This window comes from Erwinia rhapontici, from assembly GCF_020683125.1.
Classification (GTDB): domain Bacteria; phylum Pseudomonadota; class Gammaproteobacteria; order Enterobacterales; family Enterobacteriaceae; genus Erwinia; species Erwinia rhapontici.
On sequence record NZ_CP085627.1, the window covers coordinates 1,989,375 to 2,005,714 of the forward strand.

Consider the following 16,340-nt stretch of genomic DNA (forward strand, 5'->3'; position numbering starts at 1 on the left):
CGCTAAATAATGATTCGAGCTGTATCGAAGTGTTAATCATCTGAGGAACACTGACTTCACTTTTACGGGCGCAACAATGAACCAATTTCACATCTCTGTCGTGGCCCATCTCATCGCCGAGCCGGTGCGTTCGATAATGCTCATTAACCTCTCTGGAGGCGAAGCACTTTCTGCCAGCGCTCTGGCAGAAGCCGCCAACATCACAGCACAAACCGCCAGTTTTCATCTCGCAAAACTGCGTGATGGCGGGCTTGTCACCGTCGAGTCTGTTGGGCGCTATCGTTATTACCGCCTGGCCGGGCCACATATTTCCCAGCTCTTAGAAAGTCTGGCCTCGGTCGGGCCTGTCACTTCGCAGTGGCAAACTACGCCCAATAGTGCAGCGAAAGCGCTGCGTTTTGCGCGTTGTTGTTACGATCATTTAGCCGGGCAAATCGGCGTGCTGATTACGCAAAGGATGCTCATCCAGGGGCTGATTACCATGCAAGAAGGCCAACACGCGGTGCTCACTGTTCAGGGGCATCGCTGGTTTGAACAGCAAGGCGTGGAAATCAGTGCGGAACGCGCAGGTAATAACCGTTTGTGCCTTGACTGGACCGAGCGGAAATATCACCTCGCAGGCCCTCTTGGCTCCGCGATGCTGGAGGCATTTACTGCGTGGGAATGGCTGAGCCGCTCGAATCAATCAAGAGCGTTGAACGTCACCGCGTCGGGATGGGAAGCCTTAGCGCAACACTTTGGTATTCGCCATCAGCAAGGATTGCTACGGCATGAATAGTGGTCTTTCTTTGAACAGATGCCTTCGGCTGCCCGATATTCTGGGATGAATCGTATACACATCCCCGGCACTTGGGGACGTCAGTAACTCCGAAGGCGTCATAGCAAAGCGTGCGGTGGTAATGAATAATGTTTTGAGATCCTCTCCACCAAAGCAGCAACTGGTAGGACGCGGAACGGGCATGATGACACGATCGCTCAGACACCCGTTGCTGTCGTAGCGCAGCAGGCATCCCCCGTTGAACTGACATACCCACAGCCCTCCCTCCTTATCCAGAGCGATACCGTCAGGACGGCCGAGTTCGGCGGGTGTCTCAACAAATAACCTGATATCGCCTGGCAAGCCCTCTGCCGAACAGGTGGCCTGAAAAATTGCACATGCTACCGAATCAACGAAAAACAGAGTACGGCCATCTTCCGACCAGGCCACCCCGTTGGGCAGCGTTACCCCCGGCAGGATTAACCGGGCATTCAGTGCACTGTCGAAGCGGTACAGCGCACCGCTATTGCCATCCGGGCGCTCGTTCATCAGTCCGGTAATAAAACGTCCCTGTGGATCGCAGGCACCATCGTTGAAACGATAGCTCGTGCCTTCATGGATAATGGGAGAGCCGTGGCGCACTGCACCGGTCTCCAGATTGAGCATGGCAACGCGGGCATCTTCAGTGAAAATCAGATTCCCTCTGTCAGTGAGCGCCAGGGCGCCAATGCGTGCAGCGGACTCATAAACACGGTCGACCTTTCCTTCTGGCCGCAGCACGTTGATCCGCCCTTCAACGATATCCACGAAGTACAAAAGCCCCTTCTGAGCATCCCAGACCGGACTTTCGCCTAACGTGGCGCCGACATGAGCAATGTTGCACAGATCATAATCGTTATGCATATTCACACTCTTTGATCTGCTGCCACTGGCGGGCGACGTCAGCCACATTCTCACATTCGACACGCGCCAGGTCAGTGGGATAAACAACGCCGGGGTTCTCACAAAAGCGGGTTGCGGTGAAATGACCGTTGCTTGCGCGAAGGATGTAGCCTGTGTCATGGCACAGCGGACTGGCCAGATACACGACGCCCGGTGCGACCCACTCCGGTTTGAGGTTCTCGGGTGACGGCATGCTTCCCCACATGCGTGTTTTGGCAACAGGGGAGATAGCATTGACAAGAATCCCATGCTGCTCGCCTTCCAGGCTCAGTGCATTCATGATGCCCACCTGAGCCATCTTACCGGCAGCGTAAGCCACGAGGCCGGGCTGCGCATATTGCTGGAACAGGGCGCGATCAGAGGTGTTGAGCACGATCCGTGGTGATGAAGAGTGCTTAAGGTATGGCCAGGCATATTTGCTCAGCCAAATCGGCGCACGAACGTTGATGCCGATGGCACGTTCAAGGAAATCATCACTCTGGTCTTCGATACGTTGATAGTCCACCCAGCCTGCGTTGTGAATCAGGATGTCCAGCTTACCGAAGTGGGTGATAGCCAGCTCCACGAGCTCCCTGCAGCCATCCTCATTATCCAGGCGTCCGTTGTGTGTGATCAATTGTCCGTTGTCAGCGCGCAGGGTACGGCCAGCTTCCGCAATCACATCCATACTGGCGCCTTCACCGGCCCGGTTGGTGCCGAGGTCGCTGATAACAACGCGCGCACCATGGTCTAACAGTGACTGCGCGTAGGCACGTCCCAGGCCCTGTCCTGCGCCGGTGATGATGGCTACCGCATCCTTTAACAGCGCATCGGTAAGCGGGTTCTTCTGTCCCATGTTGAATCTCCGTGAATTTGAGTGTCACGATGATGGGACGCCACGCGTAGCCAGTAAAATATATTATTTGTAGTCTAATAAGACCTAAATAGTCTTAATCAAAGCCTGGCGGCATTGCATTGCGTATTTCTTCGATGAGTTTGTCCCGGATGAGAGAAGGTGAGTGCTCATTCCATCCCATTAACAGTTCAACGTGCTGGAGTTCGGCCGGCGCATCGACCTCAAGTGGCCGGAATATCACGTCCTTCCGTGGCTCCTGCGCCAGTGAGGCGGGTAACAGCGCGACGCCGAAGCCGCTGGCAACCAGTGCAACGAGTGTCTGCAATTGCCGGGCCTGCTGTGCAATGTGAGGTGTGAATCCAGCCGCTTCGCAAAGCTGCACAAGCTGGTCATGAAAACCCTGGCCCAGGTGGCGGGGGGCTGAAACGAAGTGGTCACATTGAAGTGCTGTCAGTGGGATGCTCTCGCAGCCTGCAAGGCGGTGTTCAGCAGGCAAAGCGATCATGACAGGTTCGCGCAATATGGCGTTGAAACGCAGGCCAGGTGAGGTTCTGCCTGGCGGCCGCATAAATCCCAGGTCGGCGCGTCCTTGCTCAAGGGCATCAACCTGTTCTTGCGTCGTGGCCTCATTCATCGTGAAAGAGACGGCAGGGAAGGCAGTACGAAAGTTCCTGAGGGCGTGTAGCAGGGGGCCATAATGTGTAATGTTGATAAAGGTGAGGGTGAGATGGCCTTCAATCCCCTGTGACACACGGCGGCTTTTATCAACGCCTTCGTCAAGAATACGCAATACCTCTCTGGCAGATTCGAGAAAGTCTTCTCCTGCAGGCGTCAGCGACACGCTGCGATTGGTGCGTTCAAACAGCGAAACGCCCATTTCCTGCTCCAGCCTGCGGATCGCCTGGCTCAGGGGGGGCTGCGCCATATGGAGTCGCTGCGCGGCGCGGTTGAAGTGTAATTCTTCTGCAACGGCAATGAACTGGACAAGAAGCCGGGTTTCGATCATGAGACCTCATGAATACGTCTGAAGTTATATTAAATACAGTGTTGGACTGTGCTTCATCATTTGCACCCTGCAGTAATATGTCGGATGGTAGCTCTCAATCGTGTGACGAATATTCTTCTGATTGACGCAGCACAGACGCTTCAATCTTCCTGACACTGATACCGATGTTATTTATGTTCCTTCACTTTACGAATGGGTGGCATGTGAGGAAGTATCGGTGAGCTAAGCCGATTGCGTTGGACGAGCAAGGCAGATTTACGTTGTTTTTTTACACCGATTCACGAAGTAGCAACGGGCTTTCAACGGCCACCGTTTTCTGATGAGACTCACCGTTAATAATATGCAGCGCACTAAGACGACCGATCTCGTAATGGGGTAATTGCACCGTTGACAGTGATGGTAAGAATAGATCGCCAATACCGACCATATTATCGTAGCCAAGCACCGCGACATCTTGGGGTATTCTTAACCCCTGTGACAGCAGAGTCTGATAGACCATAAATGCGATACGATCATTTCCACACACAATTGAATCAAATTGAGGTATGCCTTGATGGATATGCGCTAAAACCCTGTTGGGAATATCGCGATAATGTTCATCCCCATATCCCATGTAATAGTGGTCGAGTGTATCAGGCGCTATACCTGCTTCCCTGCATGCCTGTTCCAGACCTTTGCGACGTCTGATGGTAGCGACTTGATTTTCAGGTAAATGTAAGCAGAGCGGGCGACGATAGCCTGCAGAAAAAAGTGCACGCACCGCAGCATACTGCCCACGTTCATCATCCGGAATATAACTCGCAACCTGTTGATGCAGGCTTTCGCAGTTGGCCAGTACGCAGGGGAGGTTTAACAACTTCCCGGGTAGCGGCACCTGCCGTAATCCCATTGTTGTATAGATAATGCCATCCGGCCGATGTGAGAGAAGCAGATCGACGATATTTTCCGGGCTGTCATCGGAAAACATGTTCACCACAAAGCTGTTCCAGCCATGTGCGCGTGCCGTTTCTTCAATAGAGAGTGTGATTTCCACTGAAAAGGGGGTGGTGACGGTATCCAGTGCTAACACCCCGATGGTTTTTGGAATCGCGTGAGCACCGCGTATTTTTTTTGCCGATAAATCGGGCACGTAATTCATCGCATCGATAGCGGACTGTACGCGAGACAATGTCTCCGGCTTCAGGCGTTCCGGGGAGTTTAATGCCCTGGAAACAGTCATCAGCGAGACGTTTGCCAGTTTTGCCACATCTTTCAGGGATGCCATTGTTTTGCTCCAGCCTTATCACTCTGCCACAGGTTATATAACTAACTTACTGATGTAAAAGGATCATACGTGATTATGGACTGCGGGTATCGATTGCAGCGAATAAGAAAAGTTGATCATGATCTCATATTCTCAATGTTAACGTTAACTTTTGTGATTAACATCTAGAATTGCCGTAAAACGGCATGCATTTGATTTTATGTTAACGTTATCATTTGTGCTCCAACTCCGCATGAGATTGCCATGATGAAAACCCATCATTCTCAAAGTTATCTGATACTCAGCGCTTTATTATTCTTTTTCTTTGTGACCTGGTCCTCTACTGGCTCACTGCTCTCTATCTGGCTGCATCAGGAAGTCGGTCTGAAAGCAGGGGACACCGGAATCATCTTTTCAGTGATGTCGTTTTCCACCCTGTTTGTGCAAATTTGTTATGGTTTTATTCAGGATAAGCTCGGTTTGCGCAAGAACCTGCTCTGGTTTATCACGGCATTGTTGATCTTTTCCGGCCCGGCTTATCTGCTTTTTGGTCATCTTCTGAAAGTGAATGTCTTTCTTGGCAGTTTTTTTGGTGGTGTCTATATCGGTCTGACATTCAATGGCGGTATTGGTGTTCTGGAATCCTACACCGAGCGTGTCGCACGCCAGAGCCAGTTTGAATTCGGAAAAGCAAGAATGTGGGGGTCGCTGGGCTGGGCGGTGGCAACGTTTTTCGCCGGGCTGCTGTTTAATATAAACCCGAAGTTAAACTTCGTGGTCGCCAGCTGTTCTGGTCTGATCTTCTTTATGCTTTTGATGCGGTTGCGCGTCTCTTCGGCACCACATGCGATGCAGGAGGCCGTATCAGGCGGAAAAGTTACGCTGGAAGATGCGGTTCGTCTGCTGACCCTGCCGCGCTTCTGGGCTCTGGTGTTCTTTGTGGTCGGGACCTGTATTTACGGCGTCTACGATCAGCAGTTCCCGGTCTATTTTTCCTCACAGTTCCCGACGCAACATGAAGGAAATGCCATGTACGGATATCTGAATTCATTTCAGGTGTTCCTTGAGGCTGCTGGCATGTTCTGTGCTCCATGGCTGGTCAATCGTATCGGCGCCAAAAATGGTCTGATTTTCGCCGGAATAGTGATGGCGATGCGCATGATCGCTTCCGGGTTAGTGGAAGGTCCACTGCTTATCTCCATCACTAAGCTGTTACATGCCGTTGAGCTACCGGTACTGTTAATCTCAATCTTCAAGTACAACAGTCTTAACTTCGATAAACGACTCTCCTCCACGCTCTATCTGGTGGGCTTTGCTTGTACGAGTTCAGTGATCGCCACCGTGCTGTCACCCCTCGCAGGCTACAGCTACGAAAAATATGGATTTGCCCAGTCCTATCTGGTTATGGGGCTGATGGTGTTCTGTATCACCTTTATTTCCATCTTCTTGTTGCGCTCCGGTAAACCCACCCGGGATCCGCAAATACCGCAACTTTCTACTATTTGAATGAAAAGAGTGAAGACTATGACGTACTCAATTGCTAACGCTGAACATGAACTTGAGGCTAAACGCGAGAGGCTAAACCTGCGCTGGTACCCGCGTTATCACCTGGCCGCAAGGGCTGGCTGGATTAATGATCCTAATGGCCTGGTGTGGTTTGATGGTTGGTATCACGCTTTTTACCAGCACCATCCGTATTCCACTCAGTGGGGGCCGATGCACTGGGGACATGCGCGGAGCAAAGATTTGCTTCACTGGGAGCATTTACCTGTTGCGCTGTCCCCGGAAGGGCCGGAAGACAAAGACGGGTGTTTTTCGGGTTCGGCGGTGGTTGATGGCGATACCCTGTCGCTGATTTACACCGGACACAAATTTCACGGCGATGTCGGCAATGAAGAGAACCTTTATCAGGTGCAGTGCATGGCCACCAGCACCGATGGTATTCACTTTAAGCGTGAGGGGATCATTATCGATACCCCGCCGGACTTGCATCATTTCCGCGACCCTAAGGTATGGCGCGAAGGGGATAGCTGGTACATGGTCGTCGGTGCGCGCGTTGGCGATACCGGGCAAGTCCGGTTGTATCGCTCAGCCGATCTGCGTCAGTGGCAGGATGAAGGGATCCTGGATGAGGCAGAAAACGGAATGGGCTTTATGTGGGAGTGCCCTGATTTCTTTACCCTTAATGGCAAACGTGTCCTGATGTTTTCCCCGCAGGGGATCGCCGCGCAGGCTTTTGAGAACCGCAACCTGTTCCAGAGCGGCTATCTGGTGGGTGACTGGCAGCCTGGAGAGCCGTTTGTCCGCGCAGGAGAGTTTGCCGAAATGGACAACGGACATGACTTCTATGCCCCACAGAGCTTCCTGACGCCGGATGGCCGCCGCATCATCATTGGCTGGCTGGATATGTGGGAGTCGCCGCTGCCGGAGCAACAGGACGGCTGGGCCGGGATGCTGTCTCTGCCGCGTGAGCTGAGCCTTGATGACAACAATCGCCTGCAAATGCGGCCCGCGAAAGAGGTCGACGCGCTGCGTCAGGCCTGGTTCCCCTGGCCTGTCAGTACCTTGAAAAATCAGCAGATCATTATGGCGGAAAAAGGGGAAGCCATGGAAGTTGTGCTTCACTGGGATTGCGCAAACAGTGACGCGGAACAGTATGGACTGAGTCTGGGTGAAGGCCTGCGTGTTTATGTTGATACACAGATGCAGCGTCTGGTGCTTGAGCGCCGCTATCCGCAGTACGGATTATGTGGCACGCGTAGTGTACCGTTGGTGCCCGGCGCTCCTCTGGCTTTACGTATGTTTATTGATAGTTCTTCGGTCGAGGTATTCGTTAATGACGGTGAGGCGTGCCTCAGCAGCCGAATATATCCTGATGCCGATCGCCGCGAATTAAGTTTATTTGCCTGGCATGGAACGGCGACATTATCAGATGCCGGAGCCTGGCAGCTGGGATAACCCATAGTGAGTGTCGAAAATAACCTGTCCTGGAGGATGGGCGGGTTATTACTGTATTTATCTCTGGGCTGTATTTACACCAAAATGATGCATTACTATAAATAATAAGAAGGTCTTTCCGATGAATAAAATCTGGCTCGGATGTATTTTGACGTCTGTACTCTCCTCAGCAGCGAATGCACAGGATGCGCTTTCACTCGAACAACGGCTGGAACAAATGGAGCAGCGACTGAAAGTCACGGAACAACGCGCTGCGACTGCGGAGGCAGAAATTCGCGTCCTTAAGCAGGAGAAGCAAGTATCCCCTGTGGTCAATAATGTTCCCGCCACTCCTGCTCTTCAGCTCACTGGCAATAGTGATATAAAATTTTATGGTGATGTTGAATTTAATATGGATGGTGCCAGCCGTACCGGTAGCCTGACGTCGGTAAAAACCAGTAGTAATAAAAACTGGGCCCCCGGAGATAAAGAACGCTGGGATATTAATGGTCGCATTCTCCTTGGGTTTGATGGTCTGCGAAATGGAATTAATGGAAAATATGCTGGATTTAGTGTTCAGCCACTGGCTGATATCAACGGAAAAATGAATCTCGATGATGCGGCATTTTTCTTTGGTCAGCAGAATGACTGGAAAATTAAAATAGGTCGCTTCGAGGCCTGGGATATGTTCCCGCTAAACCAGGATACGTTCATTGAGTATTCCGGTAACACCGCTAACGATCTCTACAGTGACGGCTACGGTTATATCTACATGATGAAAGAGGGGCGCGGGCGTAGCAGCAGCGGTGGCAATTTCCTGCTCAGTAAAACCCTCGACAACTGGTATTTCGAACTCAACACGCTAATAGAAGATGGCAGTTCGCTATTTGTCGACAATAACTATCACGGCAACACGTTAGATAACCGAAAAAATGTGGTTTATGCCCGCCCGGTCGTGGCCTGGCAATCCGGCGAGTGGTCGGTCGCCGCCGCTGTCGAAAGCAACCTGGTGAACAATGCTTATGGATATCAAAATACGCAGGGTGTTTGGGTCGATCAGTCAAGCCGGACAGGATATGGCATGACCATGAGCTGGAACACACTCAAAACTGATGCAGAAAACGGCGCAGTCGTTAACCTGAGCACCGCATATCTCGATGCCGCTGACGAAAAAGATTTTAGCGCAGGAATTAATGCCTTTTGGCATCGCGTGGAACTTGGTTACATCTATGCGCACAACAATATCGACAAGTTCAATATGGCCGGCCTGGCCAGTGACTGTGACAGCGACTGCGCGATCCTTGCACCGGGAAAATATGACATTCATACCATCCATTCTTCATGGCAGCTGCCTGACATCATGGATATGCCTAACTTCAATATTTATCTCGGGGCCTATGCCTCATGGCTTGAATCACCGGCTGTTAAAACCGGCAATACCGATAACCGCTATGGCGCACGGGTGCGTTTTAAATATCTTTTCTAACTCTATTCATTGCGCTAAGGAGGTCAAATGAAAATCTGGACATTGGGTGACGCGGTAGTCGATTTGATGCCTGAGGGGATGATGCAGTATACGGCGTGTGCGGGCGGCGCTCCGGTCAATGTAGCCGTTGGTGCTGCACAGTTGGGATGTGATTGTGGATTTATTGGCAGGGTAGGTGATGACCCTTTCGGTCATTTTCTTCAGGACACGCTTGCTGAGAAGAATGTTGATACACAGCATATGCAATTTGATGCCGAACATCGTACCAGCACAGTGGTGGTTTCCCTCGGTGAAAACAGCGATCGCAGTTTTACTTTTTTGGTCAATCCCTCGGCAGATCAGTTTTTGTCTTCCACGAATCTGCCGGATTTCGGCAACGACATTTTGCATTTTTGTTCGCTGGCGTTGGTGGCTGTGGATTGTCGCGAAACCCTGGTGCGGGCAGTGGATCAGATTAAACAGCGCGGAGGGATGTTAAGTTTTGATCTTAATCTACGTGAACAAATGTGGCCGGACCCCATGATCATGTCTGATACCGTGCGTCATTTTGCACGCGAGGCGGATATTCTCAAGCTTTCAGAAGAGGAGTTGTACTGGCTGGCTGGGACAAACCATCATGAGAACGCGCTGAGTTTATTAATGGAATACCCTTCATGCCTGAAAGTGGTTACCAGGGGGGTAAACGGTGCAGACGTATTGTGGCAGGGCAAGTTTGTTCGCGTAAGTGCATTCGAGGTGGAAAGCCTGGACACAACGGGAGCGGGGGATGCCTTCATGGCAGGGTTGCTGGCAAGCATCGCACAGGGAAATCCACTGGATGATTTAATACAACTCGAGAAAGCTATCACACAAGCCAGCGCCTGCGGAGCGCTGGCGACGACGCAAAAGGGCGCATTGACAGCATTACCCGATAAACAGGGTGTTAAGCAGTTTATTGATACTGAAAATATGCTCTCATTTCATGTGCATACACCCCAACTCCAGGGATTAAAAACAGCTAACTCTGACGGATTACGTGCTGTGCGGTAAACGAGATTTTCTTTTCACTTATCGCATCATCGCTTTACGAGCACTGATGCGATATTTGAGATACCAGAAACGTTAACTGCCGGGATTAACTAACGGGTACAGGCGGTGTTGATTGAAAATTATTTGTGGCCGTGCACAAACAAGTAATCGTAGTAAACGGTATTTTTTGCTACTTGGGTATATACCCCTCATCCAGCATTTTATCAACTTCACTAACTTCACTAACTTCATTTAATTTCACACGTCCAATTTTTTCATCTCTTTGATTGTTAATCTCATAATCTTTCCGGCGGTTTTCTGTGATGAGATTTGTTCTTTCACATTTAGCCAGCGTGATTTGTTGAGACTTTATTATTTCCAGCGGAGGAGTCGTAACAACTCTCTTATCTGATTCCAGATACAATGCGAAATCGGCATACCATAATATCTCTCTCGCAAGTACCCATCGGTAATGGTTGTAGATAGAACTGCTTTTTATTAAGTCATAATCTGTGTATTCGTTTTGTTTCTGTGCCCCTATACGCTTTCTTTCAGAAAAATTTAACACTTCTGATTTGGTTGAAAGGAGTCTTATTTTTGGGTTACCACCCAGAGGGGGGAGCACGCCTGTTCTGGGTGAGGGGTTAAAGGCCCATGCCTCGGTGACATCAGCAGCAGTGTCTTTATGATTCGTTACATGAGCGGCCAGTGCCCCACCAAGGGAATTCCCAACAACAACAACAACAACTTTTGGACCAAACTTACTGCGGTTTTTATCCCTGTACTTCACAGCGTACTTAATGTATTCCCGAGCAGATTTATTCTGGACCTGATAAACTCCAAAATTCTGGAATAGATAATCCATAAATAATTGATCTGACCCTCGAAAGGCGATTATAAGCTCATTCTCTCCCGTAAATGGGTTGCTATATGTAAAAGAGTCCGCAGCAAAACCATTGAATTTTTTCTTAGAGAGTTCATCTATCTTCGTAAGGTAGATAGGTGTTTTGAAATTAAACTGCGCATCCGCATTTTTTTTTGCAAACTCAGTGTAGCGGCCAGCGCATAGACATATCCCTCTTTGGATAATTCTAGTAGTTTTTTTGTATCCTTACTAATAGTCTGATATTCATCAACCATGTCAAGGTATCGCCGATCGCACCAAACAACACCTTGTATTTTTCCTCCATATTTAGGAAATATTTGCAATGATGGGTTACTGCAACCTGATAATAATCCAATGCAAAGTGTAATACCTAGGCCGCTAATAATTATATTTCGCATCTCTACCCCCATTGGCTTCATAGTCATCATACGAAGACATTAGCTACCAAGGTAATTATTAATCTAGCAATGTGATTTTTGTTCTGATAAATCATAATGACTCACTGATAGAACTTAGAAAAGCCACATAAGAAAATTTAGTGATTAATTTAACGTCGGGCTACATCTCTTATAAGACAAATTTATAATTATTAGGAGTATCCTTACTACTCATTCACCTTTCTGAAATTTCGCAGTGACTATTCATTCGCTATCAAACCTGATTGAGTACCAAAACCACTTATAGCCAGTGTCTTGATCTCCACTGATTAACTCACGGCAATGCTAGTAATATTCGTGGCGACTCAGTTGCGAACTTCCACTTCCCACTCATAGCAGAAAGTCAGACTTAAGTGTGTTCTACCTCAGAACACTGCCATATCAGGTCTGAACTGATACAGTTAGATTCAGGTTCTTAACGCCATCCCAAACCCATTTCACCGCCGCGAACCAAGGTGCGCTAGCCCGGTTATGCCGGTCAGATGTTTTATCCTGCGTGTCTTCCGTTCCGAATCAACTTCCGGTTAATCGTTTCCCAACACAATCCGTCCCGCAAGAGTAAATGACACGTATCCAAAGCACATCGTTATTTGATGGATAAAATCTGAGCCTGTCAGAGATTCAACAATCACACAAACAGCAAAAAGCCCGCTCAGGTTTCCCTGAGCGGGCTTCTCTAATTTGGCTCCTCTGACTGGACTCGAACCAGTGACATACGGATTAACAGTCCGCCGTTCTACCGACTGAACTACAGAGGAATCGTGTGAACGGGGCGCATGTTAACGGCGTGTCCGGGAAATGTCAAAGGCCTATTCCACTCTGTCGGTGCGTTTGCTGGCAAAAGCAGCAGCGTGAGGGTTTTTTATCTTGATTGGACAATCTTCAATCTCTGCGCCAGATCTCACTTTGTAGCGTTTAGCTGGCCGATGTTAGAGGTGTGTCAAATTTTTGTTATTTGCTGATTTTAAAACATGCGTTTCGATGCTTTCATAGTGAAAGTTTCAATTAGAGTTATTATGAAACAAAAAAACTGCTCTGCGGTAACGTAGACGGGGATGAAAGAAAAAGAAACAGTGGGTTGTACATAACGTGTTGTTGTAAAGAGTAAAAGTAGGTCCCGATACGCAGTAATAAGAAAGATAGTTTTACCCGAGATAGTCACCCCCTACACTTTAATAAAGCCGTCGGTGAGGGTGTGTGAATGTAAAAGAAATTTTTCATTCGCAGAATCCGTAACCTTCGCAAGCTAACGATAATAAGGGCCTGGACATGAACGTGAAAAAAACAATTTTAGCGTCACTGTTAGTCTGCATGTTACCTGTTACCAGCTTTGCCAAAGACCTGCAAGTTGGCGTCTCTATGGCATTGTTTGATGACAACTTTTTAACGATTGTCCGTAACTCAATCACTAATGAAATGAAAACGGAAGGCGTGAAAGGCCAGATCGAAGACGCCAAAGGTGACGTCGCACAGCAGCTGCAACAGGTTCAAAACTTTATCGGTCAGGGCGTTGACGCGATTATCGTTAACCCGGTGGATACCAACGCCGTTAAACCTATCGTTGATCTGACCACCAAAGCCGGCATCCCGCTGGTGTTTGTCAACCGTAAACCGGCTACCACGCTGACAGGCAAAATGGCGTTCGTGGGTTCTGACTCCGAGCTGGCGGGTCGCTTGCAGATGGAAGCACTGGCAAAACGTATGGATTATAAAGGCAACGTCGCCATCCTGCTGGGTGACCTGGCAAACGAAGCAACGCGTGAGCGCACCAAAGGTGTGAAAGCGGTGGTGGCGAAATACCCTGGCCTGAAAGTGGTTCAGGAACAAACTGCGAAATTTACCCGTAACGATGCCGTTGACGTCACCAGTAACTGGCTGACCGCCGGTGATGATATCCAGGCCATCGCCTCTAACAACGACGAAATGGCTATCGGTGCCCTTCAGGCATTAGGTAAAAACGAGCAGAAAATCCTGGTGGCTGGCGTGGATGGTACCCCGGATGCATTGCAGATGATTAAGAACGGCAAGATGGTTGCCACCGTATTCCAGGATGCCAAAGGGCAGGGTTCCGGCGCAGTTCAGACCGCAGTGAAACTGGTGAAAGGTGAGCAGGTTCAGAAGATCGTGGATATCCCGTTCCAGCTGATCACCAAAGATAACTATGAAAGCTTCACCAGCAAGAATCTGAAATAACTTTCGCTGAACTCGTAGTACGGAGGTAGTTAAATGACCGCATATGCGCTTGAAGCCGAAGGCATCAGCAAATTCTTCCCGGGTGTGAAGGCGTTAAGCAACGTCTCATTCCGTATCAAGCCGGGAACGGTGCATGCTCTGATGGGTGAGAATGGCGCAGGTAAATCCACTTTAATGAAGTGCCTCATCGGGATTTATCGTCCCGATGAGGGGCAGATTCGTATTAAAGGGCAACCTGTGCAGTTTACCGACACGCTGGATGCACTGCGTTCGGGAATTTCCATGATTCACCAGGAGCTTAATCTGGTACCGCATATGACGGTCGCCGAAAATATCTGGCTGGGTCGCGAGCCGATGAAATTCGGCTTCGTTGACCACGGTAAGCTCAACCGTTTAACCAAAGATCTGCTGGTTAAGCTGAATATTCGTCTGCGTCCCGATCAGATGGTGGGCGATCTCAGTATCGCCTCCCAGCAGATGGTGGAGATCGCCAAAGCGGTTTCCTGGAACTCAGACATCGTGATTATGGATGAACCGACCTCAGCCCTGACGGAAACCGAAGTGGCGCATCTGTTTACCATCATTCGCGACCTGCGTGAGCAGGGCAAAGCCATCATCTATATCAGCCATAAAATGGATGAGATCTTTGCGATTACCGATGAAGTCAGCGTATTCCGTGACGGCACCTGGGTGGCGAGCAATGAGACATCGAGCTATACGCGACAGTCGCTGATCACCCAGATGGTGGGGCGTGAACTGACCCAGTTGTTCCCAAAAACAGACAGCAATATTGGCGAAGATGTTCTGACGGTACGCAGCCTGACGCGTAAGGATGTGTTCCACGATGTGAGCTTTAGCGTACGTCGCGGGGAGATCCTTGGGGTGGCGGGTCTGGTGGGTGCCGGACGCAGTGAAGTGATGGAAAGTCTGTTTGGTATGACATCAATAGACAGTGGAGAGATCCTGATTGATGGTGTGCCGACCAAAATTGATTCACCGGCCAGTGCGATTGATAAAGGGCTGGCGTTCCTGACCGAAGACCGTAAAAAGTCAGGCCTGTTCCTGGTGCTGTCGGTGATGGAAAACATGAGTATCGTCAAAATGACTGACTACAGCGCCAAAGGCGGCTTCGTCAATCATGCCAATATGGCGAAAGACTGTCTGGAACAGATCAAACGTCTGAATATCAAGACGCCAACCATGGACCAGATCATAAACAACCTCAGTGGCGGTAATCAGCAAAAGGTATTAATTGCCCGCTGGCTGCTGGCACAACCGAAGATCCTGATTCTTGACGAACCTACCCGTGGTATCGACGTCGGCGCAAAAGCGGAAATCTACCGTTTGATCAGCGAACTGGCGAGCCGTGGCGTTGCCATCATCATGGTGTCCTCTGAACTGCCGGAAATTATTGGCATGAGTGACCGCGTGATGGTGATGCACGGAGGACGTATTACCGGCATCCTCAATAAAGAAGAAGCCGACCAGGAAACCATATTGTCGTTGGCGTCCGAGTAAGGGCGTGAGGTAAACAAACATGAGTGATGTGAAAATGACAACGCAACAGTCAGCTGAGACACCGTCGTTCTTTAGTAATCTGAAAGGCAAACTGCCTAAAGATACCGGTATTTTTGTGGTGATGGTCGGCATCGCGCTGATATTTGAGGCCTTCGGCTGGTATGTTCGCGATCAGTCATTCCTGATGAACCCGAACCGCCTGGTGCTGATTGTTCTTCAGGTCGCGATTATCGGTATCATTGCGGTCGGGGTGACTCAGGTCATTATTACCACGGGGATTGACCTGTCGTCCGGTTCGGTGATTGCATTGACGGCGGTGGTTGCCGCCAGTCTGGCGCAAACCTCTGAAAGCCTGTCACCGATGTTCCCCTCGCTGGTGGATATGCCTGCCGCGCTGCCGATTAGCGCCGGGATCGGGGTCGGTTTGCTGTGCGGTATCGTCAACGGCGTGCTGATCACTAAAACTGGTATTCCGCCGTTTATCGCCACGCTGGGGATGATGGTATCGGCGCGTGGTCTGGCACAGTATTACACTCAGGGTAACCCCATCAGCTTCCTGTCCGATGGCTTTACGTCGATTGGTCAGGGTGCAATGCCGGTGATTATCTTCCTGGTGGTGGCGGTGATCTTCCATATCGCGCTGAAACATACCCGCTACGGTAAGTATGTTTACGCCATCGGCGGCAACATGGTGTCGGCGAAAGTCTCCGGTATCAACGTTAATAAATACCTGATCATCGTTTACACCATCGCAGGCGGCCTGTCTGGCCTGGCGGGTGTGGTGCTGGCGGCGCGTGTGAGTAGCGGCCAGTCAAGTATGGGCCTGGGCTACGAGCTGGATGCCATTGCCGCGGCGGTGATCGGCGGTTCCAGCCTGATGGGTGGGGTAGGGCGTATTACCGGCACGCTGATTGGTGCGGTGATCCTCGGCCTGATCAAGAGCGGCTTCACCTTCGTGGGTGTTGATGCCTACATTCAGGACATCATCAAAGGGATGATTATTGTCGCTGCGGTATCGATTGATATGTACCGCAACCGTAGTAAGCGTTAATTTTTATCTGATAACGCCCTGATTTAATACGTGCCTGCACC

13 protein-coding genes and 1 tRNA gene are annotated in these 16,340 nt (G+C 50.0%); 8 read left to right on the forward strand and 6 right to left on the reverse strand.

The genetic code is table 11. The annotated features are described in order from the left end of the window. Window positions 1–76: 76 nt before the first annotated feature. Complete coding sequence (locus LJN55_RS09400; protein WP_227536111.1) at window positions 77–778, forward strand: ArsR/SmtB family transcription factor; 702 nt, start codon at window positions 77–79, stop codon at window positions 776–778. On the opposite strand, the gene LJN55_RS09405 is transcribed toward LJN55_RS09400, so the two are convergent. The 4 genes from LJN55_RS09405 to LJN55_RS09420 all read right to left on the reverse strand — a co-directional run bounded on the left by LJN55_RS09405 (window position 764) and on the right by LJN55_RS09420 (window position 4,804). Continuing rightward, window positions 764–1,660 (reverse strand): SMP-30/gluconolactonase/LRE family protein, encoded by an 897-nt coding sequence (locus LJN55_RS09405; protein WP_227536112.1) that lies wholly within the window; start codon window positions 1,658–1,660, stop codon window positions 764–766. The two genes, LJN55_RS09400 and LJN55_RS09405, sit on opposite strands and share 15 nt — an antisense overlap. Further along, window positions 1,653–2,534 (reverse strand): SDR family NAD(P)-dependent oxidoreductase, encoded by an 882-nt coding sequence (locus tag LJN55_RS09410; protein ID WP_227536113.1) that lies wholly within the window; start codon window positions 2,532–2,534, stop codon window positions 1,653–1,655. The genes LJN55_RS09405 and LJN55_RS09410 overlap by 8 nt, the downstream gene beginning before the upstream one ends. A 94-nt stretch (window positions 2,535–2,628) precedes the next feature. Then, complete coding sequence (locus tag LJN55_RS09415) at window positions 2,629–3,540, reverse strand: LysR substrate-binding domain-containing protein (RefSeq protein WP_227536114.1); 912 nt, start codon at window positions 3,538–3,540, stop codon at window positions 2,629–2,631. Window positions 3,541–3,808: 268 nt separating this feature from the next. After that, entirely contained in the window at window positions 3,809–4,804 is a 996-nt protein-coding gene (locus tag LJN55_RS09420) for a LacI family DNA-binding transcriptional regulator (protein ID WP_133843201.1), read from the reverse strand. A 243-nt stretch (window positions 4,805–5,047) separates the two neighbouring features. Between LJN55_RS09420 and LJN55_RS09425 the strand changes: the two genes are divergently transcribed. From LJN55_RS09425 to LJN55_RS09440, 4 genes are all read left to right on the forward strand, one after another. After that, entirely contained in the window at window positions 5,048–6,289 is a 1,242-nt protein-coding gene (locus LJN55_RS09425) for an MFS transporter (protein ID WP_133843203.1), read from the forward strand. Between the two features lie 18 nt (window positions 6,290–6,307). Then, a complete protein-coding gene (locus LJN55_RS09430; protein ID WP_227536115.1) occupies window positions 6,308–7,741 on the forward strand; it encodes a glycoside hydrolase family 32 protein in 1,434 nt (477 codons plus the stop codon). A gap of 121 nt (window positions 7,742–7,862) precedes the next feature. Further along, entirely contained in the window at window positions 7,863–9,206 is a 1,344-nt protein-coding gene (locus tag LJN55_RS09435; protein WP_227536116.1) for a carbohydrate porin, read from the forward strand. A 27-nt stretch (window positions 9,207–9,233) separates the two neighbouring features. Continuing rightward, window positions 9,234–10,235: an aminoimidazole riboside kinase gene (locus LJN55_RS09440; RefSeq protein WP_227536117.1), complete on the forward strand. Its 1,002-nt coding sequence runs from the start codon at window positions 9,234–9,236 to the stop codon at window positions 10,233–10,235. Window positions 10,236–10,404: 169 nt separating this feature from the next. On the opposite strand, the gene LJN55_RS09445 is transcribed toward LJN55_RS09440, so the two are convergent. Then, window positions 10,405–11,079 carry a hypothetical protein gene (locus LJN55_RS09445; protein ID WP_407647792.1) on the reverse strand — a complete coding sequence of 225 codons (675 nt, stop codon included), beginning with the start codon at window positions 11,077–11,079 and terminating at the stop codon, window positions 10,405–10,407. 1,140 nt (window positions 11,080–12,219) lie between these two features. After that, window positions 12,220–12,295, reverse strand: a tRNA-Asn gene (locus LJN55_RS09450). A gap of 511 nt (window positions 12,296–12,806) precedes the next feature. On the opposite strand from LJN55_RS09450, the gene LJN55_RS09455 reads away from it, so the two are divergent. From LJN55_RS09455 to LJN55_RS09465, 3 genes are read left to right on the forward strand one after another with little or no spacing between them, the layout of a single operon-like run. Further along, the gene (locus LJN55_RS09455; RefSeq protein ID WP_159336954.1) at window positions 12,807–13,730 is read left to right on the forward strand and encodes a sugar ABC transporter substrate-binding protein; all 924 of its coding nucleotides are present in this window, start codon (window positions 12,807–12,809) and stop codon (window positions 13,728–13,730) included. Window positions 13,731–13,763: 33 nt separating this feature from the next. Beyond that, a complete protein-coding gene (locus LJN55_RS09460) occupies window positions 13,764–15,248 on the forward strand; it encodes a sugar ABC transporter ATP-binding protein (protein WP_133843232.1) in 1,485 nt (494 codons plus the stop codon). 19 nt (window positions 15,249–15,267) lie between these two features. After that, window positions 15,268–16,299 (forward strand): ABC transporter permease, encoded by a 1,032-nt coding sequence (locus LJN55_RS09465; protein ID WP_167864487.1) that lies wholly within the window; start codon window positions 15,268–15,270, stop codon window positions 16,297–16,299. Window positions 16,300–16,340: the final 41 nt, after the last annotated feature.

Coding starts and splice junctions, on each gene's coding strand:
- LJN55_RS09400 (WP_227536111.1), top strand. CDS start 77: ATGAACCAATTTCACATCTCTGTCGTGGCCCATCTCATCGCCGAGCCG.
- LJN55_RS09405 (WP_227536112.1), bottom strand. CDS start 1,660: ATGCATAACGATTATGATCTGTGCAACATTGCTCATGTCGGCGCCACG.
- LJN55_RS09410 (WP_227536113.1), bottom strand. CDS start 2,534: ATGGGACAGAAGAACCCGCTTACCGATGCGCTGTTAAAGGATGCGGTA.
- LJN55_RS09415 (WP_227536114.1), bottom strand. CDS start 3,540: ATGATCGAAACCCGGCTTCTTGTCCAGTTCATTGCCGTTGCAGAAGAA.
- LJN55_RS09420 (WP_133843201.1), bottom strand. CDS start 4,804: ATGGCATCCCTGAAAGATGTGGCAAAACTGGCAAACGTCTCGCTGATG.
- LJN55_RS09425 (WP_133843203.1), top strand. CDS start 5,048: ATGATGAAAACCCATCATTCTCAAAGTTATCTGATACTCAGCGCTTTA.
- LJN55_RS09430 (WP_227536115.1), top strand. CDS start 6,308: ATGACGTACTCAATTGCTAACGCTGAACATGAACTTGAGGCTAAACGC.
- LJN55_RS09435 (WP_227536116.1), top strand. CDS start 7,863: ATGAATAAAATCTGGCTCGGATGTATTTTGACGTCTGTACTCTCCTCA.
- LJN55_RS09440 (WP_227536117.1), top strand. CDS start 9,234: ATGAAAATCTGGACATTGGGTGACGCGGTAGTCGATTTGATGCCTGAG.
- LJN55_RS09445 (WP_407647792.1), bottom strand. CDS start 11,079: ATGGATTATCTATTCCAGAATTTTGGAGTTTATCAGGTCCAGAATAAA.
- LJN55_RS09455 (WP_159336954.1), top strand. CDS start 12,807: ATGAACGTGAAAAAAACAATTTTAGCGTCACTGTTAGTCTGCATGTTA.
- LJN55_RS09460 (WP_133843232.1), top strand. CDS start 13,764: ATGACCGCATATGCGCTTGAAGCCGAAGGCATCAGCAAATTCTTCCCG.
- LJN55_RS09465 (WP_167864487.1), top strand. CDS start 15,268: ATGAGTGATGTGAAAATGACAACGCAACAGTCAGCTGAGACACCGTCG.